The following is a 22,786-nucleotide window of genomic DNA, read 5'->3' as shown; positions in this document are numbered from 1 at the left end:
CCAAAATTCTTATGCGAAATCGCGACGCTGTAATGAATTATATTCTGACTTGCCTGCAAGGTCTGGTCGAAGGCGGGTTAGAAATCAAACCTGATAGCGATCTCGTCAACGATCTTGGCCTGGAGTCCATCAGAGTCCTGGATCTGCTGATGATGTTAGAAGACGAATTCGATATTTCTATTCCTATCAATATATTGCTTGATGTCAGAACGCCAGAGCAGCTGCTTGACGCTCTACTCCCTCGCCTGGAGAAAACCAATGGGTCTTTATGATAAATTTTCGCGGCTTACCAACGATCGTAAGCAATTCCAGGCCGATGGCCTGAACCCCTTTGGCACCTGCATCGACGAGGTTTACTCGGCAACCGAAGGACGTATTGGCAATCAGAAAATTGTTCTGGCGGGGACCAACAACTACCTGGGCCTGACCTTCGATGCGCAGGCTATTGCCGAGGGTCAGGCGGCCTTGGCCGCACAGGGCACCGGCACAACGGGCTCACGCATGGCGAACGGCAGCTACGGTTCCCACTTGCAGTTAGAGCAAGAGCTGATGGCCTTCTTTGATCGCCCTACCGCCATCGTCTTTTCCACCGGCTATACCGCGAACCTGGCGGTCATCAGTACTCTGGCAACCCCCGGCTCGGTCGTGCTGATCGACGCGGACAGCCACGCGAGTATTTATGATGCCTGCGCCCTGGGCGGCGCTGAAATCATTCGCTTCCGCCACAACGATGCCAAAGATCTGGAACGTCGCATGGTGCGCCTTGGCGAACGAGCCCGAGAGGCGATCATTATCGTCGAAGGCATTTACAGCATGCTGGGCGACGTGGCTCCGCTGGTTGAAATCGTCGACATCAAACGGCGGCTCGGCGGCTATTTGCTGGTAGACGAAGCTCATTCATTCGGCGTCATGGGGGCCCACGGGCGGGGTCTGGCTGAAGAGCTGGGCGTTGAGCAAGACGTTGATATCATTCTGGGCACGTTCAGTAAAAGCCTGGCCTCTATCGGCGGCTTTGCCGTGGGTGGCAAAGACATGGAAGTGCTGCGCTACAGCAGCCGCCCTTATATTTTTACCGCTTCGCCTTCGCCATCCAGTATCGCTTCGGTGCGCGCTTCTTTGAAAAAGATCGCGCAACATCCTGAGCTGCGGAAAAAACTCTGGAGCAACGCGCATCGGCTCTATCAGGGGCTGGCCAAGCTGGGCTACGAGCTGGGGCCGCGCATCAGTCCGGTGGTGCCGGTGATGATTGGCTCAAAAGAAGAGGGTTTGCATTTCTGGCGCGACCTGATCGCCAAAGGTGTTTATGTCAATCTCGTGTTACCCCCGGCAGCGCCGGCCGGCATAACGCTCCTGCGATGCAGCGTTAACGCCGCGCACAGTGAAGAAGAGATTGATAAGATCATTGGCGCTTTTGCCGCGCTGAAAAAATAATGCCCTTCCCGCTGCCCATAAAACTCATGGGCAGTGTTCCAATAGACAATTCTCTTCACCTTGCCTGCCAGTGCCGAAAAGTTATCGGCACTGGAATCAAACTTTCTGACGGCAAGAACTGAAATAATCAGTGGGTCGCTACCGATTCGCCTTCGACAACAAAGCTATATCCCTGCGCTTGCATAAATTCCGCAACGGCTTTTTCAGCGGCGGATAACACTTCATCCAGCGGTTTATTGGCATCGACATCCGCAATTTCCGCACCTTCAAAAGTGAGCAATGGCGTAACGGCAATCTTTTTGGCTAATGCTTCTTTGCGATGATCGGGTTTACGTGCGCAAGCAACGTCCAGATCCACATTCAGCTTGATCACCAGGTCCGGCTTATTATCCGCCATCCATTGAAAAGCTTTGCGTTCGCGCCCCGCCAACCACCTGACAAAATGGCTGCCCTGGGTATTTTCGGGAAAAACGGTGCCATCGTAGGCGCCGGGAATTTGTACCTGCGGAAAACGGTCGGTTAATACGATTAGGCCTTGCCGACGAAAAGCCAACATGCGGCGAAAACGCAACAGCCGACGCAAAACGAAAGTAATGATGACCAAACCCGGCAACAGCCCCACCCTGGACTTTTTGGATTTCACTTTTTTAGTATTGCGTTCGATGGCCTTGCCAACAGAATTGCCCATCAGCGGAAGTTGCGAAACCGCACGCCCGACATTTCCTGCCTGCTTACCCAGATGCACCTTCACTGCGGGACCGTATTTTTTCACATACTCAATGAGATATTCACAAACGGTAGACTTACCCGAGCCATCGCTGCCAATTACCGCAATAAGCGGCGGGAGTTTTGAATGCATAATAAGATTCTCTTCTAAGACACCTGTAAAAATGTACCATTTCGAAAACGAAAAGTCGCTTAATGACGTTATCAAAGCCATGAGGAATAAATATTGCCAACCCCAGGCCAAAGCACACAAAAGATTAAGAAAACAATGAGGAAATCTGTTCCATTACCCGGTGCCACAACGCCTAATTAGCATTAAGAGCTATAAGAACAATCGCAGTCGTGGTTAGCACAAAAAAACAAGACGGATTTACCAAAACATAATCATCAATAATAAACAAATTTGATTACCACTGAGATAATACGCAATAAATATCTTGAACCCAAGGCTGGTTATAATACAATAGTTTCTTTGATTTGGACCAATTATTGTGAGTCAACAGACCATGCCCATTGCTAATCATCCCCCCGTGCGCGTAATTGCAATAACGGGTTGTGATGGCTCGGGAAAATCGACCTTGGCTGCCAGTCTGGTCAATCATCTCTCATCGCAAGAACCGACGGAATTACTTTATCTCGGCCAGTCTTCAGGGCGTATTGGGGAATGGATCAGTAACTTGCCGATTATTGGCGCCCCCTTCGGTCGTTATTTACTGGCGAAGTCCGATCGCGTTCATGAACATCCTTCAACGCCGCCGGCTAACCTGACCACGCTGGTGATCTTTTTGTTGTCATATTGGCGAGTTTATAAGTTTCGCCGAATGCTGGCGAAAAGCCGCAAAGGACAATTACTGGTCACCGATCGTTATCCGCAAGCGGAAGTGGCGGGTTTTCGTTTCGACGGGCCGCAGCTGGCAAAAACGGATGGCGGAAATCGCTGGGTGCGCTGGTTGAGAAAACATGAGCAGAGGCTGTATCAGTGGATGGCATCATATCCTCCTTTCTTATTGATTCGTCTCGATATTGACGAGGAAACTGCATTCTCGCGCAAGCCCGATCACAAGCTTTCTGCGCTGCGCGAAAAGATTGCCGTCATTCCGCATCTTACTTTTAACGGCGCAAACATTCTGGATTTAGATGGGCGAGAGCCGGCGAGTAAAATTCTCGATGAATCGCTGCGAGCCATTCGAACCTCCCTGGCGACACCCGAGGTTTAGTCTGCCGATAACTTATTAATACTGAAAAAAATGCAAACAGATAAATCAAATACCGCCAGCGATCCCGCATCGACCGTTATTACCGGCCTGATTGCGGTCGTGGGCAGTGACGGCACGGGGAAATCCACGCTTACCACTGACCTGGTCAAAAACCTGCAAAAATACCGGGCAACGGAACGGCGTTATTTAGGACTGATCTCCGGTGAAGATGGCGACAAAATTAAGCGCCTGCCGGTTATTGGTGTCTGGCTTGAACGCCGTCTGGCCGCCAAGTCCGACAAAACTCAGCGCATGAGCAATAAGCCGCCGGCACTCTGGGCAGCCCTGATTATGTATGGTTTTTCAGTGTGGCGTGCGTCTAATTTGCGCAAAGTACAACGTCTGGCACAAAGCGGCGTACTGGTGATCAGCGATCGTTTTCCGCAGGCCGAGATTTCTGGTTTTTACTATGACGGTCCGGGCATTGGCGTGGAGCGGGCAAAGGGCTGGTTAATGACTCGCTTGGCGGCACGCGAAAAACGTTTATATCAATCAATGGCCTTATACCGCCCTGAACTTATCATTCGCCTCGATATTGATGTCGATACCGCCTTTTCACGTAAGCCCGATCACAGCTACGAAGAACTGAAGGACAAAATATCTGCCATGGTTCGGCTGCAATATAATGGTTCCAGAATTATAGAGTTGGATGCTAAAGCGCCTTACGATGAAGTACTGGAAAAAGCGCTGAATGCAATATCCTCCGTCGTAATGATCCCTTCGCGCTCCCAGGCTTCTCCCGGATAGCGAATTCATTCATCTACAGACATGTCAATAATATCGTTCACTATTAAGATTCAGGGATAAACAACGCTAATGTTTATTACCCAAAAATTAGGAAAACGCACTTTTTGATCATGTTTTAAAATGAATATCGGCACGGAAGTAATGACCAAACAGCATTGAATGGTAAAATTTTTTCAGCCTGGAAAAGTATTATTGGAGAGATTTTCATGATTATATTTCAGGTGTGAAAATTTTTACCGGAGCCTGTCGCTCGCAATGTAAAATAGGGATTGATCCGCTATCAATCCTGGTGAGAGTGTCGCCAGGCAAAACGGGCGATTCTTTACTTTTCACTCCATGAACGGATGCCTATCCCTGAATTTCGTCGCACAGGATAGGTATGCAAGGCCAGCTTATGTCCGCTGAGCTATTGATAACCTGAAGTGGTCAGTATGGCTGGTTTTACCATGAAGCATTGGTTTTCCGATGGGGCCTTTCGTTCCATCCTACGTAACGCCGCTTATTTAGGTTCCGGCAGTGTCGCCAGCGCCTTGCTCGGGTTGCTTGCGCTTTCTTGCGCCGGTAAAGGCATGTCGCCCGAAATGTTCGGGGTTCTGGTTGTTATTCAAGCCTATACCAAAGCCGTCAGCGACTTTATCAAGTTTCAGACGTGGCAATTCGTTGTTCAATTTGGGACTCCGGCGCTGGAACGCCAAAACATTCAACGCTTTCGTGACGTCATTTCATTTTCGTTCGGTCTGGATATCGCCAGCGGCACCATTGCAGTCCTGGGCGGCATGTTGCTGCTCCCTTTCCTTTCGCATGCCTTAGGGTTGGATACGGAAAGTTTCTGGCTCGCGATCCTTTACTGCACCTTAATTCCATCGATGACGTCATCCACCCCTACGGGAATTTTACGCGCGTTTGACCGCTTCGATCTGATTGCCGTTCAGCAAGCCATCAAGCCCTTCCTGCAGGCCTTCGGCAGCGTCCTGTCCTATTATTTTGATTGGGGATTTCCAGGGTTCATCGTCACGTGGTATGCCTCCAACCTGATCGGCGGCACGCTATTTTGGTGGTTCGCCGCGCGTGAACTGCACCGCAGGGGTATCCATAACGCATTGAAACCACGGCTATTCAAGACCGCTCGTCGTATCGAAGGCGCCTGGAATTTCGTCTGGACCACCAATTTTGCCCATACTATTTGGGCTACCCGTAACTCGTGCAGCACGGTGTTGGTCGGCGTCGTTTTGGGGCCAGCCGCCGCCGGGCTGTTCAAAATCGCGATGACCTTCTTTGACGCCACGGGGACCCCGGCCAAGCTGCTGGAAAAAAGCTTCTACCCTGAGATCATGCGTCTGGATCCCCGTACCAGCAAACCCTGGATGCTGGGCCTCAGATCGGCTTTGTTGGCTGGCGGCATAGGCCTTGCCGTGGCGTTGCTGGTCATCGTCGTAGGTAAGCCATTAATTTCCTTTGTGTTCGGTCAGCAGTATTTGCAAGCCTATGATTTAATCCAAATCATGCTGGGCGCCATTATCGTTTCCATGCTGGGTTTCCCGCAGGAATCCTTATTGTTCATGGCGGGCAAACAGCGGGCTTTCTTGATTGTGCAGACTTTTTCTGCGGTCGCCTATATAGCGCTGCTGGTGGGCATGTCTCATCTGTTTGGTGTGCAGGGTGCGGCCTTCGCTTATTTGGCAGGCCAATGTTTGGACGTTTTATTGACGCTCATACCGACGATAGGCGCTTACCGTAATCGCTATTTACTGGGATTCAACGTATCCAGAGAGAGTAATCAATGATGAATAGCAGCAACGGGAAAAAATTCTCTGCTGAAACTACGCAGTTACTGTTTATTGCCGTAGAGACGGATGACATTGTTGATGCAAATATCAGTTTGCCACAACATATTGATTTGCAATGCTCATATGAGAGCATTCAGGATAATTACGCCCTGTGCCTGCAGTTTTGGCAGGACGGTTTTACCCGGCGAGAGCTCCTGGGCTTAGTGAATGATTTTCTTAAAGATTCAGACTTACCCGCCGCGACGCGCATGCGCTACAAATATATTCGCGCGCGCTATAAACATTTACGCTTTGCCCAGCGTCTTTACAGCAAAAAGCACAGTGCCGGCCGCCTTTTTCACACCACCACCGTGGTGCTCGGCCATTTTCAGGATGCGTTTCGCAATGGCAACCAACAGAACCTGAAATTCTACGGCAATCTTCTTCGGCTGCTGCTGAGCAGGCCGGTCTGGTCGCTGGTGAATTACGCTTTGCAGCATATTCAGTTAGAAACCGAGAGTGATTTTATTGCCTACCGTCAGGAGCAAATGCGCTCACTCCAGGAGCTGATTGTGAATCCAGAGCTCACGGGAAAGCAGTTCCACGACGTGCGGAAAATCGTCAGCCAGCAGGTCTCGTTCTATGACACGCTAAGATCGATAGATCCAGGTAACCGCGAGGCTCTGCAGATCTCCAGATTCCTGGCCGCGATTAACGGGCTAATGGGCGATCGCCATGATGTGATGGTGGCGGACAAGCTGGCTGGGGGGAAATCCTATGACCAACCCACCATGCTGGATGTCGATATCCGCCAACGCCTGGAGTTACTTCTTGAGCGCTATCCTATGTAGCTGTCGTTCGGGGGAGATAGCCGCTCCCCCGGCCGCAGCCACTGATAAATTAGGGTTATTTTCATGATGCTACGCAGGTTACTGCCCTTGCCACTGCTGCTGTTGCCACTGATGGCATCAGCGCATAATTTTGTTCAGGGTAAGCCTGTAGTACCGGTTGCCATCGCCGATCGGGGTGAGTTACTGCTGGAAAATGGCACTTTCAGCTATAAAAAATGGAACAGTGCAGAACTGGCAGGGAAAGTGCGGGTCATCCAGTGCATCGCCGGTCGCACCTCGGCCAAAAAGAAGAACTCGATGCTGATTACCGCCGTCAAAGAGGCGAATCTTCCAAACGACCGTTTTCAGCCCACCACCATCGTCAATACTGACGATGCGATCCCCGGCAGCGGTTTTTTCGTCCGCGGCAAAATTGAGAAAAACAAAAGGCATTATCCCTGGGCGCAATTTATCGTCGATAGCGACGGGTTGGTGCGTCAAGCCTGGCAACTGCCAGAAGAGAGTTCAACCATTTTGGTGCTGGATAAACAAGGCCGCGTCCAATGGGCAAAAGATGGTGCTCTGACCCCTGATGAGGTTAATCAGGTCATCGCACTGCTGCAAAAGCTGATTAACGATGATCAATCATGATGAAACACAGGCTGAAAGCCGGTCTTCCTCTGCAAAACATGCGTTTGATAATAAGGGACGTCTATAACTTATGGTGTTGATTGAGCGCTATATCATGGTGGAAATCCGCCGATTGGTGATGATCATCGTGGGTTTTCTGATTTTCATGTTTGCCAGTTATTCGGCCCAACGCTATCTCACCGAGGCCGCCAACGGCACACTGGCGCTGCACATCGTATTCGACGTTGTCTGCTATAAAATATTGATTGCCCTGGAGATGCTGCTGCCGGTAGGCCTGTATGTTTCCGTCGCGGTGGCGCTGGGGCAGCTCTACAGCGATTCCGAAATCACCGCCATTCACGCCTCAGGCGCCAGCCCGTGGCGGCTGTACAAAGCGGTGTTGGTACTCGCCATTCCGCTGGCCCTGTTTGTCACCCTGCTGTCCCTGTATGGCAGACCCTGGGCGTACGGCAACATTTATCAGTTGGAACGCCAGTCGCAATCAGTGCTGGATGTCAGCCATCTGCAGGCGAACAAGTTTAACGTTAACGGCAGCGGCCGAATGATCATGGCCTCGCGCATTGACCCGACCTCAAACCACCTGACGGATGCACTGATTTATTCACGCTCGGCCAATAATACCAGCCTCTATCGGGCTCATTCCGTCGAGGTCATAGATCCTTCGCCCTCAAGCCCCTCCGTAATACTGAAAACGGGCACGGCCTATGTGCTGGAGCGCAAAGGGACCGATGACAACATGCAGAATTACAATAACTTCAAAATATCGCTGAAGCCCTTTATCGAAAGCCTGGAAGTGAAGCGCAAATCAGCTTCCCTGGGGGAATTGTCACGCTCATCGGATCCCGCAGACCGGGCGGAATTGCAATGGCGAGAAAGCCGCGGCGTCACGACCCTGCTGATGGTGCTATTGGCGATCCCCTTTAGCCGCATCAAACCTCGTCAGGGACGTTATGCCACCTTGCTGCCCCTGACCCTGCTGTTTACCGCCATTTTTTATGGCGGAAATATCTGTCGGACATTGGTCGCTAACGGAACCCTCCCAACCACGCCGGGCGTCTGGCTGGTGCCGATGCTGATGCTGGCTGGGATGCTGATCCTGATCGCCCGCGATTTTTCCCTGCTGCGGAAGCCCTTCCGATGAACATCTTCAGCCGTTATCTGACCCGTAATCTGTTTATCGGCTTTGCCGCCGCGGCCGGATTGTTAATCCCCTTGTTTACCACCTTTAATCTGATCAACGAGCTCGAGGACGTCACCCCTAACGGTTACCATTGGAACCAGGCATTACTGGTAGTGTTAATGACGTTACCCCGAAGCCTGGTGGATCTCGGCCCCTTTATCGCGCTGCTTGGCGGCATTATCGGGCTTGGCCAGATGTCTAAAAGCCTTGAATTAACGGCAATCCGCACCGCCGGTTTTTCAATTTTCCGCATTGCTCTGGTCACACTCTACGCCGGCCTGTTTATCAACCTGTCGTTAGGCGCACTCGATGAGTGGGTAGCTTCCCCTCTGCAGCAACGCGCATTGCAGCTTAAAGACGGCGCCCTGGCAAAAACCGGTGATGCCACGGATGCGGGGAACGCCCTGTGGGCCCGAAAGGGTAATGAATTTGTTACCGTGAAATCTCTGGACGAGCATAGCCAACCCGTCGGGATTGAGATTTTCCGCTACCAAGACGACCTGTCCCTGGAGTCCTATGTGTATGCAGAGACGGCCACCACGGCCGATAACGGACTGTGGACGCTGCATAAAGTTATGCAAAAAAAATGGGACAACAAAAAAGAGAGCGTACAAACCCAGGATACTTTGCTCTGGCAATCCCTTTTTGCCGGAATGAACCTGAAAGGGCTGACCTTGCCTGCCGACAGCTTCTCCATCAAACAGTTGAAGCAGTACATCACCTACCTGCAAAGTTCGCAGCAACCCAGCACCGAGTACCGGATCGCGTTATGGCAAAAATTGGGCCGCCCCCTTTTGGTGCTGGCGATGATTTTATTGGCCATCCCCTTCACCTTCAGTATTCCTCGCGCCCCCGGGCTAGGCAGCCGTTTAGCCGTAGGGGTGATCGTGGGGTTGCTCACCTACATTATCTACCAGATTATCCTCAACCTCGGGCTGCTGTTTTCGCTTAATGTCCCACTCACGACGCTGGTCCCACCGCTGTTGCTGTTACTGGTCGCTTTAGCGTTGGTTTACCGCTTCGATAAACAACACTAGGGCCTGTCCCTCAGTACACCCTGAAGGTGGCGAGGGACAGGATTCAACCAAAGACAGAATCAGAATTGATACAGGGCATTCAGGTAAAAGCCTGCGCCAACGCTGTTATCGGTCAACGGGCTGCGGCGTGCCCCTGCGGTCAGGGCGTAGAGCTTCATTCCGCCCTGCAACGCCAGGTGAGGCTGCAGTTGCCAGGTCAGACCGGTTTTGAGCGTCACATCCCGCATGCCCCCACCGGTGTGATACTCACGAAAATCGGTACGTGCCGCCTGTTCGCCTGTCACCCCGAAGTGAGCCATCATGTCGTCCTTATCACCCCAGGTGCCGTACAGCGCGGAGTCCAGCGTCAACGCAGAAGACAGCGGCAATGCGCTGGAAGCTCCCGCTTCAAGATATGCCGTGTGCCCCAGATCCTCGCCACCGTATTCACGGCTGCGGGTCGCTTGCCAGCCGCGAACAAACAATCGACTGGCGGAGAGCCCCCAGTAGGCTTCCGCCCCCACCATCGCTGAGTTGTCCAGATCCCCCATCCCCTTCAGGTAACTGTTGTGGCCCCCCAGGGTACGGATTTTTTCCTTGCGGCCAGGATCATAACCCACCAACAGCGCTACGCCGAACGTCGACAGGTTCGGCAGATCCCACCGCAGTCCTTCAGGAAATGCTGCCGTGAACGTGCCCCAGTTCTCCGTCGGCATCACGGCTTTCGCCACCAGTGACGGAAAAACAGCGTAACGCGAGGAGCCTTCATACAGCGGGCTGACCACTACCCCGCCCCCCAACGTAAAGGTAGGGATCGCCTCGCTTGCAGCCGAATGTGGCACAACAGAGGTACTGACCGCCTGTTCCACCGGCGCAGCTGCCGTTGCACACAGCGGTAGCGCAGCCATCAACCAAAAAGCATGGACCCGCTTTCTTTTGCTAATTGCCATAATGTCATTCTTCCTTAAATACTCGTCTGTTTCGCGGTCTGGTCGCCCTCTATTCCGACAAGCAAAAATAAGCGCCGGACACGCCGCATCCGGTTATTGTTTTAAATATGGAAAATTAAAATCCGAGTTTACCCAACCCCATTAATAATGGATTTCACCTTACTGACACTTTCTTAAATAACCCCCCTTATTCTCTGCCTGTAAATAGAAGCCAGCCCAAAAGCCACTAAACATGTGAAAGTGGCTCGTAAAACAATTCAAAGAAAAACAATTATTCAAGCTGTTAATTTAAAATCGCAACGAAACTCACTCTGCCAACGACACAGTGATATTATTTTTAAATTAATATTTTTCTTTTCCATTCTCTGCATAGAATTAATGATTTTTGGCGGTACACAGACTGACAAGCCTTCAGATCAATAGTTATATTTCCCCTGCTAAAATCTGCCACTCACCCCCAATATTGGCCCCTGCTGCACCACGTCATACACGAAGCCGTCATGACGATAGTCGACCCCCATCGCCCGGTAACCGGCCACCGCAGAGAAATCCGACATAAATTCCCACCCCACCAATCCTGCCACATCCCAGTCCAATCGGGACTGCCCACCCCCGGCCAATCCCCAGGCCGACAGCCAGACCGTCGGCGTCAGCGCATAGTGCCCGCGCAATCCCGCCACCGCATCTACCCAGGTCGCTCGATCGCTGCCCGATATCCCGCCGGCACCTCCCCCCTGGAAAGTTAACCGGGTACTGCTGTACCAGACCCGGGCACCACCGGCGGCATCAAGACGGCCACCGCCTTTTTCCAGCAGGGTATATCCCCCGCCCAAAAACCCGGACACCGTCCTGCTATCCACTTTCAGGCGATCCGCCGGGATGCTATCGGGTAAATCGTTACGGGTCGTGGTGTCGATGTACATCAAGTCCACCAGCAGGCTGTAAGGCCCTTTACGCGCCTCTCCCATGCCCATCACCGCCACATCGAGATCGCGGGCGATTTCGGAGAAATCGGTTTTCATAAATTGTGTTCCCGTCGACCGATGGCCGATATCTCCCCGGATCCCTGCGGCCCATACATAAGGCGCGAATGTGAACTGCCATTCGTCTGCCGCCTGATAGCCAGCAGATAACGGTTGAACCGCCTCTGCCGGGAGGCTCATAACGCCAGAAATCAACAGCACCGCGGGCAGGAACCCTGTGGCGAACCTGTTTGGTATATTGTCACCGTTCATCATCACCATGGCCCTCTCAATGCATACTCAGGGAGAGCGCAACACGTTCAGCCGCGCAGGATCCGGTAGGTTTCAGGTTCGCCCTGGTTGCCTCCTGCACCTCGCGCTTCGCGGCAGCCAAATCCGCCATAAAAGCGGGATTGCCATGCAGAACGGCTACCGTGGCCGCGCCCATGATGCGGCCCGCATCCACGTCACTTTGCCAATGCGCATCACAAATCACCCGGCTTTGGCCAAAGGCCAAACCCCGGGCCAACAGCTCTGTCGACCGTGCAGGCTGGATTTCGGCCAACACCAATCCCCATGCCCAACCTGCCGCCGAGTGCCCGGATGGCCAGGAACCGTCATTTCTCAACAGGGGCTCCATGTCCTTGCGACAAGTTCCCTCGTTGTGCTGCACAAACGGGCGCGTACGGTTATACGCGTTCTTTCCGGCATAGGTTGAGCCACCGGCATCCGTCAACACGCGCTGCATCATAGAGTAAAGATGAGGGGTCTTTTTCTGGTTGATGTCGGTGCCCAGCGCGCACGAAAACGCCTGAGCCGGGGCCGGGAACGTCAACTCGGCATCCGTCGCGGCCAGCTTTTCCCGAGCGCTACCGCGTAAAGCCAATGCGGCCCGCCGGGCTTCTTCATCACGTGCGAAGGCCGCAGAGTCCGGTTTTGGCGGTGCCCCCAGCAAGGCTAAATGCACCGGTAAGCTGGCAGGCTCCAGGTAGCCTGGCGCCAGCTTAAAATGGGGATCCGTAATCACCGGGCCCGTGTCATTCGCCGCCGCAATGCCGGAATACAACAAACCGGCTAACGGCGCGATCAGATATAAGGGATGACATGGTTTTTTCATTGTTGCCTCCAGATTCGGTTTATGCGCAGCGGGAATCGCGCTCTCAATGCCTTACGGTAATTCCCGACCGTCTTATTCGGTTCAGAATAGAATTCTCCGCCGCGCCAAAACAGCCAAATCATGAATACTTGACCCCGGCAGCGTTATAAATCCACCGCTATCGAGGTCGGTTATTTTCAGCCGCAGAAACTAGCCATCTAAATTAAATCAAACGGATCACTGCGGTTGTGGGAAATGCCATTGACCATTAAGAATTTCATTGCCGGGCTGATAAAGCCTGACCGTATAATTCCAGCCTGGCATTGTCGGCAAACAGTTGGCAATCTTGCCGTCGCAACCCCCAAATTGGATCAGAATCGAGCCATCATCACTTTTTTTAGCGGTGAGGTTATTTAACGAATAGGCCTCATAGGGGTTCTTTTCAAAATAACCGGCGGCGTTATAAACGCTCACGGACCAGAAACTTTTAACCGGAACCTGCCCGACCTTGAGCCGATAAACGGTTTTCCCATCATTTTTCGGCATCACGCCGCCGAGATAGATAGCGTCCTTGCTCGGATTGCCGCCCCATCCGGAAGCCGTAGCGATCAGATGCTGAATAGGATCCACCGTGTTCTTGGTGCCAAAGGCCTGGTTATAGTTGGGAAGCGTTGCGCCAAGCACCAGCAGCGCATCGCGCATCTTTTTCTGACTGACGGGATCCCATTTTGGCACGACGAATTCTCCTGTCTGTGCCTGACTGACCTTGATGGCATCCTGCAGGGCATGGACCTGCTCAACGTCTTTGCGATCCGCAGGGTCGACCAGCGTTCGAATAGCGACAAAAACGTAGCGTGTCCCCACCTCTTCTTTAGTCAGCGTATGATGTCCACCGCCGTAAAAGACGGCGGGGACATAGTGGTCTTCGTTGACCACCAGCGTCGACATAAACCTCTCACCCGCCTCAGGCAAGGTGATGGTGACCGGACCTGCATCGAGATCGAATACCGCGCTCGAATAAAGCGTATCCCGATTCATGCGGATGACACTTTGCGCGTCAATGGCAACAGGTTCGCGGCTATGTACAAACTGTCCCAGGCCCCCCTCCTTCACCATATTGCCCATATAGAGATCGGACTCGGCGCGGATAAAATTATCGACGCCCACCGGCATCACCTCGCCCGCGACGGGTTGAGCGTTCGCACTTCCCAATGTTGCCAATGTGAGTGCGACCACGCTGGCCGTGGATAGATAAGACATATAACCCCCCTGAAGGTATGAATTAATACAGTTTCCCAATGCCAATCCTTTCTTATTTTGCGATCTCTGAACGCATCGCCAGCGAAGCTAGGAATTGTCTTAGCGGACTGTATAAGAACGCCTCGAAAGAGACTTGCCATTTGACGCCAAAGATAAAGCGGGCAGGCGTAAGGGACACTAAATTCATCGGCGGGGTTTTATTGCTGCTGGCTATTGTCGATCGCTGTAGGTGATAAGCTCTAACCGCGGGATAATTCGATGGGAGATAAACATAAGGAAGATGGGAGTGAGAAAACTACGGCGGGTTTACAGGCTCTGAAAAAGCGGCGGTCACCCCTTCTTGGTGGCAGACCGATAGAACGACGGTGTGCTCCCGGTCCAGCGTTTAAAGGCGCGGGTAAAGTGTGCCTGATCGCTGTAACCGACCATATAGGCAATTTCGGTCGCCGAGTATTTGCCGCTGGCCATTAGCTGCAGAGCTTCGCAACGACGGGTTTCGTCACGCAGGGCTTCGAATTCGACACCGCAATACTTGAGACGGCGCTGCAAGGTTCGCGGTGACAGCCTGATGCTTTTGGAAATAACGGTAAGTTTAGGCTGCTCCGGATCGGCGATCCGCCTGATTAACGCGCCTGCCGTTTCAACCGTCGTCCGCAGGGCCTCGGTGGTTTTCCAGGCTTCATCGCGGATGTTTTTCAGCGAGATCTCGAGCAAATCGCGGTCGAATTCAATCATGTTGTAGTTCGAATTCATCACCAGATTTGGCCCCAGGCACTCTTCAAGCGCGTCGTCCCCCCTTTCCCGCGAGGACTTGATATGGACACGGATAGAAGAAGGCTCACCGGACATCAGCGGGACTTTTCTGAGCACCGCCAAACTGCCGAGGATAAATTGCCTCGGATCGGCTTCATATTGCCCGGTGAACTGGTGGATAAGTTTTGTCGTGCGGCCTTCGGTGACAATTTTTACTTCTCCGCCCTGATGCAGCATGGTCGCATGGGTTGCAGCCAGCGCACAGGCCTGGGCGATATTCGTTGAGTTCATGATCATTTCGCCCCAAACACCAAGCGAGCGAATTTCGGTCAGGTGCCCCACATAGGCGCCACCGAAAGGATCCTGCGTGATGGCAGCCATTTCATTGGCAATACGAAAACAGGCCGATCGCGGGATCCAGATATCGGGGTTTTGGAAAATGTTTGGCGAAATGCCAAGGCGTTGAAAGAACTCCAACGAAGATACGCCCCGCATGGCCAAATAGGGGGCCATCTGGAGAAAGCTTCTAAGCTTGATGGAGGGCGTAATAGTCGTCATCGGCGTTCGCACCTGTTATTAAGGCATACGAAAAAATTGTTTTGGCACGCAGCACAGCTGCCAGCGCAATAAAAATTGCCCATCGCAGACCTTTGATAGCAGCGTTATGTACGACGGAAAACCCGCTGAGGAGTATAGCTGACCCTGGAGAAAAAACGCTATCTTCGTGTGCAGTAACTCAGGTCCGCGAATGCCGCAGTGCTCAACAGACAGCGGCATTCGCGGATAATCTGTCAATTCACCGGCAGCGCCAATACCTGATCGGTGGTTTTGATTTCGGCAAACACATCGGCTACCCCGGCCAGCGCGGCGCGTTGCAGCACGGCGTGATCCACAATTTGGTTGTCCCAGGTTGCCAGATCGCGGGTGGCGGTGGCATCTTCAGGAATAATCACCGTATACCCCAGAGGTACCGCGTCGCGCGCCGTTGATGAAACGCACATATGGGTCATCAAACCGCTGATCACCAGTTGCTTGATACCGGCCTGCTTAAGTTGACGATCCAAATCGGTACCAACAAACGAGCTGGGGGTGGCTTTGGTAATGGTTCGATCGTTACCTGAAGGTTGCAGGTCCGGATGGAATTCGGCGAACTTGCTCCCTTCTGCAAACAAAGGGCCATTCGCCGGGCCAAGGTGACGGACAAAAAACACCGGCATCTTATGTTGATGGGCAAAGCTGACTAAGCGCTGCGTATTTTTCAACGCCTTGATCCCGTCGGGGATCGGCATTTTGCCTATAAAATATTCATTTTGATAATCAATCACTAACAGGGCTGTAGCCGTTGCCGATAATGATTGCGTAGGCTGGGCACCACTGAGGGTACGAATGGTCGGTGCAGTTGGCGTGTCGGCAGAAAACGCCAGGTTGGAAGCCACCATCGAGAGCGTCAACGCGCTGTAGGCAATCAGTTTTTTCATTTTTATTTATCCTTGTTCGAGCAGAAAACAGCAGGCAATATCATGCCAGGGTCGGGATAAATTCTGTGGGTTTTGGGGGCGCAGCAACAGATAGCACAGCACCCAAAAGCGATACCATCAGGCCAAATTTCCTGCCGACGTTTAATCATCAAAGGAAGCCGTATGTCGCCACTTAAAGTGGGTATCGTGGTTTTTAACAATATCATTCCGTTTCACCTTTCGGTCCCCTGCGCGGTATTTGAGAAGGCGTTAAACGGCAAAGGCGAACCGGCGTATCAATTATTGATTTGCGCCACCGAGCCTGGGCCATTGAAAACCAACGCCGGCTTCTCGATTATCGCGGAATATGGGCTGGCGGCGCTGGCACAAGCCGATATGGTGATAGTGCCAAGCTGGAGCGATCCCGAAGTCCTGCCGCCGACGCAGTTAATCGATGCCTTGCTCAGTGCCCATGCTCGCGGTGCCACTCTGGTCGGGTTGTGCATGGGGGCATTTGTCCTGGCGGCGACCGGCCTGCTCAATGGACGACCAGCAACCACCCATTGGCGCTGGATGACTGAGTTCCTGCAGCGCTATCCGCAGGTTTCCGTAGACAAGAACGTGCTGTACGTGGATAACGGCGATATCGTCACTTCGGCAGGAACCGCCGCCAGCATCGACTGTTGCCTGCATCTGGTACGCAAGCGTTGTGGCGCAGAGACAGCCAATGCGGTAGCCCGGCAGTTGGTGGTGCCGCCGCATCGACAAGGGGGTCAGGCGCAGTTTATTGAGCAGCCGGTGTATAACACCGCCGGAGGAGACAGATTTATGCAAACGCTGAATTGGGCGACAGAAAATCTGCAGCAGCCGCTGACGCTGGACCAACTGGCGGAAAGAGCCTGTATGAGCCGCCGCAGCTTTACCCGCCGTTTTCAGCAAACCACCGGCACCAGCGTGATGCAGTGGCTGTTGAACCAACGACTGGCGATGGCGCAACGTTTTCTGGAGAAAACTGACCAGCCGGTTGAACACATCGCGCAGGCTGCGGGTTTCACCACCGCGCTGTCAATGCGCAGGCATTTTCAACGTCAGTTCAAAACGTCCCCATCCTTATATCGCAAAGAGTTTCGGGTAACGGATCATTAAGAATGACGGCAGCGTTGATTTTTTATCGCGTGAGGACGGGTGAGGCGTGGATCACAGACAAAATCATCTGTAAGTGATTGAATAATGGCGGAGAGAGGGGGATTTGAACCCCCGGTAGAGTTGCCCCTACTCCAGTTTTCGAGACTGGTCCGTTCAGCCGCTCCGGCATCTCTCCTTCAAGTGCTTGCTATCATGCCCCTTTTTGCGGCATTTTTACAGAGTTAGCCTCCAGCCGAATGTTCAAGTGACGATTTTACGAGCAACGCGATGATTAAATGGCCGTGGAAAACGCATCAACCGCAGGCGGAAACGCTTGCCCAGTGGCAAGACGCGCTGGCGATCCCCCTGCTTTCTCCCCTGGATGAGCAGGAGCAACAGCGGCTGATTGCCGTTGCCGGGCAGATTTTGCAGCAAAAAAGCATCGTCCCCTTGCAGGGGCTGCAGTTGACGTCACAGATGCAGGCGCGCATCGCCCTGCTGTTCGCCCTGCCGGTGCTTGAGCTGGGTGCCGAATGCCTCGACGGTTTCAACGAGATCCTGCTCTACCCTACGCCTTTTGTGGTCGAAGACGAATGGCAGGACGACTTCGGCCTGGTGCACACCGGGCCGGTGGTGCAGTCCGGTCAAAGCTGGGAACAGGGGCCGATCGTGCTTAACTGGCAGGACGTGCAGGACTCGTTCGATCTTTCCGGTTTTAACCTGGTGATCCACGAAGCGGTGCACAAGCTGGATATGCGCAACGGCGGCAGTGCCACCGGTGTGCCCCCTATTCCGCTGCGCGACATTGCCGCCTGGGAGCATGATCTGCACGCCGCAATGGAAAACCTGCAGGACGAGATCGACATGGTAGGCGAAGAAGCCGCCAGCATGGATGCCTACGCCGCCACCGATCCGGCCGAATGCTTTGCGGTTCTGTCGGAGTATTTTTTCAGTGCGCCCGAGCTGTTGGCCAACCGCTTCCCGGCGTTGTACCAACATTTCTGCCGCTTCTACAAGCAGGATACGCTGGCGCGTTTACAACGCTGGCAGGCCGAGGCAGGCGTAGACCGGCCGTAAGCTCGCCACATTGCTCAGATGCTGAGCAGTCGAACCGAATCGGAGAATTTAGCGTTGACACACTCTGGGTGGCTGGATATGATGCGCCCCGTTCAGACAATTCCTCTGTAGTTCAGTCGGTAGAACGGCGGACTGTTAATCCGTATGTCACTGGTTCGAGTCCAGTCAGAGGAGCCATATTAGAGAAGCCCGCTTAAGGAAACTTAAGCGGGCTTTTTGCTGTTCGGGATTATTGAATCTCCGACAGAATCCGATTTTATCCATAACGATGCCGCGTTAACGGTGTTGAAGGTATAGCGTCAGTGCTTTCAGCCAGGAAGCACTATAGCTTTTCTGAAACTCACACAGGTAATGAGTGGCGGAAGCTCTGCCCGCCACACCGATGACTATGGGCATCCAGGCACTCTGTAGATCTCAGAAATCACCTGCATCGTTGCGTCTTCAAGCGCGCCTTCATTACGGCATAAAAACCAGCCGTGGTTTGCAATTTCTCTCTCGAACGCATGGGTACAAGCAACATGCTCTTCCAGCTTATGAATCACCGTACTGCTTAGCCCACGCGGCCGAGCCGCCGCCCTCGCCCATGAGATCTCAGGCGCAGTAACAACCCCGACATGCAGGTCTGGCGTTCGCACGTTTCGCTGCACGTTAAGCTGTAAAATCTCTTCAAATGGGACCATCCGACGAAACGCGGCATCCGAGGGATACCAGCGATCCATCAAGATAATGCTGTCCGGTGGCTGTTTAGTCAGCACGTGCCGGGAGATCCATGCACGGCTATCCGCAAAACGCGCACAGACCTCCAGTTCTAAATCCAGAGTGGGATTTCTGGCGAGTTTGTTAACAAGGGCCATGGTTTCCGCCCTGTAGGGATCGCTTTTTTTCTCGCAAAGTCGGATCACCTTCTTGTTGTCGGCCCTTAGTCCTTTCGTAATGGCTTCCAACAGAGTGGTTTTACCGGCTCCCTTGGGGCCATCCAGAGCAACAAACAGCTGACGACTCATTCTGCAAATGACGATTGATATACGGTTTTTGTAAAGCTTGAATCTGGCAAAAGCATCTTGCTTCCTTGGTATGAATAGCTGCCCTCCCTCTTGGGTCGTCGGGGCATCTGGCGCGTCAGCGCGAATCGGATAGAGGGATTTTATCAACAGACAGCGATGAATATCCTGACAACGGCGCTAACTCAATCGTTTAAAAACCCAGGATTACGGCCGTTTATGTTCATTGCCCATAGGTTGTGCCCTACGCGAGGTAGTTTAAGGGATCCGCTGACAAAACGGAAAACCTCCCACGCCGCGCCTGTTTTTTAAGCAGACAAGCGTTGATGGGCAGTTGTGAGTGAAGAGCAGACGTTGAGGTAATACATCCGTGTTCATCAATTCTGTAACGTCTCAGAACCTGATATTAATCCATACGGCAAAAGCTCCTGCCTTTTAGATGCTTTTGACTAAATACTATAGATCAAGTTTTCCCAAGCAGAGTACTCACATGCGACGTAAGGGTTCTGCCGCTCCCCACAACAGCTGAACGCCACCGTACAGCTAATGCTGCCGCAACAATTTCAAAACCCGCAGGGAAAGGGTTAAAGGTTATCAGGGGCCTGATGAATGACCACAGATTTGTTTTTATGGCTGATCATGCCGGTTCTGTTTAAATTATCCAGCGCACGCGTTAGCTGTCTGACAGAAATGCCCAGCATTGATGCCAGTTGCTCACGTTTGATTAACTGAAAACTATTCCCATAAATAATTGATTGTATATAAAGATAACGATGTAGCCTCTCAGTGGCAGTCAACAGCATTGATATTTTATTCTGGGAGGTTTCAAAAACTTTTTTAGCCAGATGCTTGCACAGAAATTTTAGAAAGCTGGCATCATTCAGGCCAGAAGTATGCAAAGCCTGTTCCGGAAATAAAATAACACGTGATGCCTGCAGCGCCTGCACTGTACTGAATGTGTTGTGCTGGCATTCATCACAAAACAATTCCAGGTCACCCACAACAGATAATGCGTTCTGAACGGTAAAAATAATATTTCCTCCATTTTTGTCATACTGGCTAATCTGAAGCATACCATCGACGAGCAGATATACCCCTAAAGGCCGGCTATTCTGCATAATCAAAAAATTATTCTTATTCAGGGTAATCAACTTCGCTGCCGACAATAAATCAACAGGAATTATGGTGTCAATACTGAATGACCGGAGATAGTCTAATATGTGATGTCCTTTGCCCTGACCACTTCTTAAAATTGGCATGCTCATCTTACATTTTCCCGTTATATCCGGTGGTTCCGGAATGGCTTTGCTACCATCCTGATATCCAGTCAACATAATGCTGAATATATATCCCTGCTATGGGCCGGTTATGAATGCTTGCGATGAAGCATAGCTGAGTCGCATCTGTATCGGCAATACCGACAGCAAGAAATGGTCATGTGTCCTTTTTTTGCTATCAGGCTAATGCCAGAGTTAGGCCATCCACAGACAGGAGGGCATGATGAGAAAACTACTTATTGATACAGATACGGCTTCTGATGACGCAGTGGCATTACTGATGGCTTTGCGAGAACCATCAGTAATGGTGGAAGCTATCACGGTGGTTGCGGGCAACTGCAAACTGGAACAATGTGTGCGTAATGCGCTGGTTAGCGTTGAAAAAGCCGGTACATATATCCCGCCTGTTTATGCAGGAATGACCCGTCCCCTTATGCGAGATCCTTTTGTGTCACATCATATCCATGGGGCTGACGGAATGGGGGATATGGACATTTCATCACCCGCTCTGAAACAGGAACATCTCCATGCGGTTGATGCCATTATTTACTATGCCGAAAAGTACGCAGGTGAACTGGAGATCGTCACACTTGGGCCGTTGACCAACCTGGCGATGGCCGTACTAAAGTCACCCACGCTCATCGAGAAAATAAAGCATGTGTACGTTATGGGGGGGGCCGGCCTGACCCCTGGGAATATAACACCTCTCGCTGAGTTTAATTTTTATGTCGACGCCGAGGCTGCCGACATTGTTATCAAATCAGGTTTAGCGCTCACCGTGGTTGGCTGGGAAATAGGCATGGGTGAGGCATTTATCAATGAGCTTGATATCGATTATCTGAACCAGCTGAGTCCTCTTGGCCGCTTCACAGTACGATGCAATAAAACCCTGATGGAATTTAATGCGGGCAGAACAGATCGAAAAGGATTCGATTTACCCGACCCCACCACGATGGCAGTGGCATTGTATCCCGACATTATTCAGGAAGCTCTCGTCCGTTATTCCTGGGTAGAGTACAAAAGCCAGTCTTCATATGGCCATTATGTTATTGACTCAACGAACCTTACCGGAAATCCCGCCAATGCCAGGATCGTACTCAAAATTAAAAGCGGACTATTTAAAGAAAAATTATTCAGATTGCTGGCTGATCCTGTCAATATATGCGGAGGAAACAACTTATGAGTTTTGACGCACGGAACATTCCCAAAGTTGAACTACACGTTCATCTGGATACCTGTATCAGTTATCACTGTGCACGGATGCTTATGCCATCCCTCAATCTCAAAATGTTCAGAACGCATTTTATCGCCCCCGAAAAATGTAATGATTTGAGCGATTTCTTAAGCAGAATTACACCACAATTAGATTTATTACAGACCACTTGCGCATTGCGTCAGGCGGTTGATGATATCTTCGATCAGTTACATGCTGATGGTGTCATTTATGCTGAATTGCGCTTTGCCCCTCTATTACATTTGAACCAGAACCTGACGGCCGAGCAGGTGGTAGAAACCGTTCTGGGAGCCATGCAGGCCAGAAGTCAGATATATGGTATAGAGGCTAATCTGATCCTGTGTACCTTGCGTCATTTTACGGCACAACAAAGTCTGGAAACCGCGAGGCTTGTAGCCCGCTATCTGGGAAAAGGTGTTGTCGCATTAGATCTGGCGGCGGATGAAGCGCGTTATTCTCTGGATAACCACATAAAGGCATTTGATTATGTCCGGAGTCATGGTGGGGATTGTATTGCTCATGCCGGAGAAGCGCGGGGGTTTGCCAGTGTGAATGAAACGCTAGATAACCTGAACGTATCGCGTATCGGACATGGTGTCAGGAGCGTTGAGGACAAAGCAACGCTGGACCGGCTCCTCCGGGATAACATCCATCTTGAGGTGTGCCCAGGTTGTAACATTGTCTGTAATATCTATCCGTCCATCGGGGACCATCCTGTCAATACACTTTTTCATGCAGGGATCTCCCTGAGTATCAACACGGATGCAAGAACGGTAGCCAATACAACGCTGAATGAAGAGTACCAGCTTTTACATCATATTTTTGGATGGAAGGACGAGGAGTTTCTGACCTGTAATCTGAACGCTATCCGAGCGTCCTTTGCCCTGCCACGGGTCAAACAACGCCTTGAAAGAATCCTGGTGAGCCAGACGCTCTTGGACAAGCATGACGCAGTTTAAAGCCTGAAATTTATGATTTGCTTCTAAAGTCT

General features: G+C 51.9%; 22 protein-coding genes and 2 tRNA genes. 14 read left to right on the top strand and 10 right to left on the bottom strand.

The genetic code is table 11. The features are described from left to right. Positions 1-11: 11 nt before the first annotated feature. Both H5P17_RS11090 and H5P17_RS11085 read left to right on the top strand, forming a co-directional pair. Positions 12-272 (top strand): acyl carrier protein, encoded by a 261-nt coding sequence (locus H5P17_RS11090; protein WP_020827632.1) that lies wholly within the window; start codon positions 12-14, stop codon positions 270-272. Next, entirely contained in the window at positions 259-1,431 is a 1,173-nt protein-coding gene (locus tag H5P17_RS11085) for a pyridoxal phosphate-dependent aminotransferase family protein (RefSeq protein WP_044552289.1), read from the top strand. The genes H5P17_RS11090 and H5P17_RS11085 overlap by 14 nt, the downstream gene beginning before the upstream one ends. Positions 1,432-1,558: 127 nt before the next feature. Here H5P17_RS11085 and H5P17_RS11080 read toward each other — a convergent pair whose 3' ends face one another. Next, a complete protein-coding gene (locus H5P17_RS11080; protein ID WP_044552291.1) occupies positions 1,559-2,290 on the bottom strand; it encodes an ATP-binding protein in 732 nt (243 codons plus the stop codon). Positions 2,291-2,648: 358 nt separating this feature from the next. Between H5P17_RS11080 and H5P17_RS11075 the strand changes: the two genes are divergently transcribed. From H5P17_RS11075 to lptG, 7 genes are all read left to right on the top strand, one after another. Next, positions 2,649-3,374, top strand: a complete 726-nt coding sequence (locus H5P17_RS11075) for a dTMP kinase (protein WP_182822898.1) — start codon at positions 2,649-2,651, stop codon at positions 3,372-3,374. Between the two features lie 30 nt (positions 3,375-3,404). Beyond that, on the top strand, positions 3,405-4,160 hold the full coding sequence (locus tag H5P17_RS11070) for a hypothetical protein (protein WP_182822896.1): 756 nt from the start codon (positions 3,405-3,407) through the stop codon (positions 4,158-4,160). A 446-nt stretch (positions 4,161-4,606) separates the two neighbouring features. Next, positions 4,607-5,944, top strand: coding sequence for a lipopolysaccharide biosynthesis protein (locus tag H5P17_RS11065; protein WP_182822979.1), 1,338 nt, complete (start codon positions 4,607-4,609; stop codon positions 5,942-5,944). Then, a complete protein-coding gene (locus H5P17_RS11060; RefSeq protein WP_081835859.1) occupies positions 5,941-6,777 on the top strand; it encodes a hypothetical protein in 837 nt (278 codons plus the stop codon). The genes H5P17_RS11065 and H5P17_RS11060 overlap by 4 nt, the downstream gene beginning before the upstream one ends. 63 nt (positions 6,778-6,840) lie before the next feature. Further along, positions 6,841-7,407 (top strand): YtfJ family protein, encoded by a 567-nt coding sequence (locus H5P17_RS11055; RefSeq protein ID WP_182822894.1) that lies wholly within the window; start codon positions 6,841-6,843, stop codon positions 7,405-7,407. A gap of 70 nt (positions 7,408-7,477) precedes the next feature. Continuing rightward, a complete protein-coding gene (gene lptF / locus H5P17_RS11050; RefSeq protein ID WP_182822892.1) occupies positions 7,478-8,548 on the top strand; it encodes an LPS export ABC transporter permease LptF in 1,071 nt (356 codons plus the stop codon). Further along, positions 8,545-9,624, top strand: coding sequence for an LPS export ABC transporter permease LptG (lptG, locus tag H5P17_RS11045; protein WP_182822890.1), 1,080 nt, complete (start codon positions 8,545-8,547; stop codon positions 9,622-9,624). Before lptF ends, lptG begins: the two co-directional genes overlap by 4 nt. Positions 9,625-9,683: 59 nt before the next feature. On the opposite strand, the gene H5P17_RS11040 is transcribed toward lptG, so the two are convergent. The 6 genes from H5P17_RS11040 to H5P17_RS11015 all read right to left on the bottom strand — a co-directional run bounded on the left by H5P17_RS11040 (position 9,684) and on the right by H5P17_RS11015 (position 16,102). Continuing rightward, a complete protein-coding gene (locus H5P17_RS11040) occupies positions 9,684-10,553 on the bottom strand; it encodes a MipA/OmpV family protein (RefSeq protein ID WP_220496785.1) in 870 nt (289 codons plus the stop codon). Positions 10,554-10,990: 437 nt separating this feature from the next. Continuing rightward, entirely contained in the window at positions 10,991-11,575 is a 585-nt protein-coding gene (locus H5P17_RS11035; RefSeq protein ID WP_255477894.1) for a hypothetical protein, read from the bottom strand. Between the two features lie 229 nt (positions 11,576-11,804). Beyond that, positions 11,805-12,632 (bottom strand): phosphatase PAP2 family protein, encoded by an 828-nt coding sequence (locus tag H5P17_RS11030; RefSeq protein WP_182822886.1) that lies wholly within the window; start codon positions 12,630-12,632, stop codon positions 11,805-11,807. Between the two features lie 216 nt (positions 12,633-12,848). Next, entirely contained in the window at positions 12,849-13,871 is a 1,023-nt protein-coding gene (locus H5P17_RS11025) for a DUF1254 domain-containing protein (protein WP_182822884.1), read from the bottom strand. A gap of 330 nt (positions 13,872-14,201) precedes the next feature. Then, positions 14,202-15,182 carry an AraC family transcriptional regulator gene (locus H5P17_RS11020; RefSeq protein ID WP_182822881.1) on the bottom strand — a complete coding sequence of 327 codons (981 nt, stop codon included), beginning with the start codon at positions 15,180-15,182 and terminating at the stop codon, positions 14,202-14,204. Between the two features lie 233 nt (positions 15,183-15,415). Next, a complete protein-coding gene (locus tag H5P17_RS11015) occupies positions 15,416-16,102 on the bottom strand; it encodes a cysteine hydrolase family protein (protein WP_182822879.1) in 687 nt (228 codons plus the stop codon). Between the two features lie 162 nt (positions 16,103-16,264). Here H5P17_RS11015 and H5P17_RS11010 point away from each other — a divergent pair, with 162 nt between their 5' ends. Next, entirely contained in the window at positions 16,265-17,227 is a 963-nt protein-coding gene (locus H5P17_RS11010) for a GlxA family transcriptional regulator (RefSeq protein WP_044552309.1), read from the top strand. An 85-nt stretch (positions 17,228-17,312) separates the two neighbouring features. Here the strand turns inward: H5P17_RS11010 and H5P17_RS11005 are convergent. Continuing rightward, positions 17,313-17,402, bottom strand: a tRNA-Ser gene (locus tag H5P17_RS11005). Between the two features lie 92 nt (positions 17,403-17,494). Between H5P17_RS11005 and mtfA the strand changes: the two genes are divergently transcribed. Both mtfA and H5P17_RS10995 read left to right on the top strand, forming a co-directional pair. Then, positions 17,495-18,283, top strand: coding sequence for a DgsA anti-repressor MtfA (mtfA, locus tag H5P17_RS11000; RefSeq protein WP_182822877.1), 789 nt, complete (start codon positions 17,495-17,497; stop codon positions 18,281-18,283). A gap of 101 nt (positions 18,284-18,384) precedes the next feature. After that, a tRNA-Asn gene (locus H5P17_RS10995) sits at positions 18,385-18,460 on the top strand. Between the two features lie 209 nt (positions 18,461-18,669). Here H5P17_RS10995 and H5P17_RS10990 read toward each other — a convergent pair. Then, the gene (locus tag H5P17_RS10990) at positions 18,670-19,287 is read right to left on the bottom strand and encodes a dTMP kinase (protein ID WP_182822875.1); all 618 of its coding nucleotides are present in this window, start codon (positions 19,285-19,287) and stop codon (positions 18,670-18,672) included. Between the two features lie 581 nt (positions 19,288-19,868). Further along, on the bottom strand, positions 19,869-20,549 hold the full coding sequence (locus tag H5P17_RS10985; RefSeq protein WP_182822874.1) for a Crp/Fnr family transcriptional regulator: 681 nt from the start codon (positions 20,547-20,549) through the stop codon (positions 19,869-19,871). A gap of 232 nt (positions 20,550-20,781) precedes the next feature. On the opposite strand from H5P17_RS10985, the gene H5P17_RS10980 reads away from it, so the two are divergent. Continuing rightward, positions 20,782-21,744: a nucleoside hydrolase gene (locus tag H5P17_RS10980; RefSeq protein WP_255477893.1), complete on the top strand. Its 963-nt coding sequence runs from the start codon at positions 20,782-20,784 to the stop codon at positions 21,742-21,744. Beyond that, entirely contained in the window at positions 21,741-22,754 is a 1,014-nt protein-coding gene (gene add / locus H5P17_RS10975) for an adenosine deaminase (RefSeq protein WP_182822872.1), read from the top strand. Before H5P17_RS10980 ends, add begins: the two co-directional genes overlap by 4 nt. Positions 22,755-22,786: the final 32 nt, after the last annotated feature.

Source organism: Serratia sp. OS31 (genome assembly GCF_014164835.1).
Classification (GTDB): Bacteria; Pseudomonadota; Gammaproteobacteria; order Enterobacterales; family Enterobacteriaceae; genus Serratia; species Serratia liquefaciens_A.
This window is presented reverse-complemented; position numbering and strand designations above follow the sequence as displayed.

Excerpts from the sequence above, each read along its gene's own strand:
- H5P17_RS11090 (WP_020827632.1), top strand. The coding sequence starts at position 12 with ATGCGAAATCGCGACGCTGTAATGAATTATATTCTGACTTGCCTGCAA.
- H5P17_RS11085 (WP_044552289.1), top strand. The coding sequence starts at position 259 with ATGGGTCTTTATGATAAATTTTCGCGGCTTACCAACGATCGTAAGCAA.
- H5P17_RS11080 (WP_044552291.1), bottom strand. The coding sequence starts at position 2,290 with ATGCATTCAAAACTCCCGCCGCTTATTGCGGTAATTGGCAGCGATGGC.
- H5P17_RS11070 (WP_182822896.1), top strand. The coding sequence starts at position 3,405 with ATGCAAACAGATAAATCAAATACCGCCAGCGATCCCGCATCGACCGTT.
- H5P17_RS11065 (WP_182822979.1), top strand. The coding sequence starts at position 4,607 with ATGAAGCATTGGTTTTCCGATGGGGCCTTTCGTTCCATCCTACGTAAC.
- H5P17_RS11060 (WP_081835859.1), top strand. The coding sequence starts at position 5,941 with ATGATGAATAGCAGCAACGGGAAAAAATTCTCTGCTGAAACTACGCAG.
- H5P17_RS11055 (WP_182822894.1), top strand. The coding sequence starts at position 6,841 with ATGATGCTACGCAGGTTACTGCCCTTGCCACTGCTGCTGTTGCCACTG.
- lptF (WP_182822892.1), top strand. The coding sequence starts at position 7,478 with ATGGTGTTGATTGAGCGCTATATCATGGTGGAAATCCGCCGATTGGTG.
- lptG (WP_182822890.1), top strand. The coding sequence starts at position 8,545 with ATGAACATCTTCAGCCGTTATCTGACCCGTAATCTGTTTATCGGCTTT.
- H5P17_RS11040 (WP_220496785.1), bottom strand. The coding sequence starts at position 10,553 with ATGGCAATTAGCAAAAGAAAGCGGGTCCATGCTTTTTGGTTGATGGCT.
- H5P17_RS11035 (WP_255477894.1), bottom strand. The coding sequence starts at position 11,575 with ATGAAAACCGATTTCTCCGAAATCGCCCGCGATCTCGATGTGGCGGTG.
- H5P17_RS11030 (WP_182822886.1), bottom strand. The coding sequence starts at position 12,632 with ATGAAAAAACCATGTCATCCCTTATATCTGATCGCGCCGTTAGCCGGT.
- H5P17_RS11025 (WP_182822884.1), bottom strand. The coding sequence starts at position 13,871 with ATGTCTTATCTATCCACGGCCAGCGTGGTCGCACTCACATTGGCAACA.
- H5P17_RS11020 (WP_182822881.1), bottom strand. The coding sequence starts at position 15,182 with ATGACGACTATTACGCCCTCCATCAAGCTTAGAAGCTTTCTCCAGATG.
- H5P17_RS11015 (WP_182822879.1), bottom strand. The coding sequence starts at position 16,102 with ATGAAAAAACTGATTGCCTACAGCGCGTTGACGCTCTCGATGGTGGCT.
- H5P17_RS11010 (WP_044552309.1), top strand. The coding sequence starts at position 16,265 with ATGTCGCCACTTAAAGTGGGTATCGTGGTTTTTAACAATATCATTCCG.
- mtfA (WP_182822877.1), top strand. The coding sequence starts at position 17,495 with ATGATTAAATGGCCGTGGAAAACGCATCAACCGCAGGCGGAAACGCTT.
- H5P17_RS10990 (WP_182822875.1), bottom strand. The coding sequence starts at position 19,287 with ATGAGTCGTCAGCTGTTTGTTGCTCTGGATGGCCCCAAGGGAGCCGGT.
- H5P17_RS10985 (WP_182822874.1), bottom strand. The coding sequence starts at position 20,549 with ATGAGCATGCCAATTTTAAGAAGTGGTCAGGGCAAAGGACATCACATA.
- H5P17_RS10980 (WP_255477893.1), top strand. The coding sequence starts at position 20,782 with ATGATGAGAAAACTACTTATTGATACAGATACGGCTTCTGATGACGCA.
- add (WP_182822872.1), top strand. The coding sequence starts at position 21,741 with ATGAGTTTTGACGCACGGAACATTCCCAAAGTTGAACTACACGTTCAT.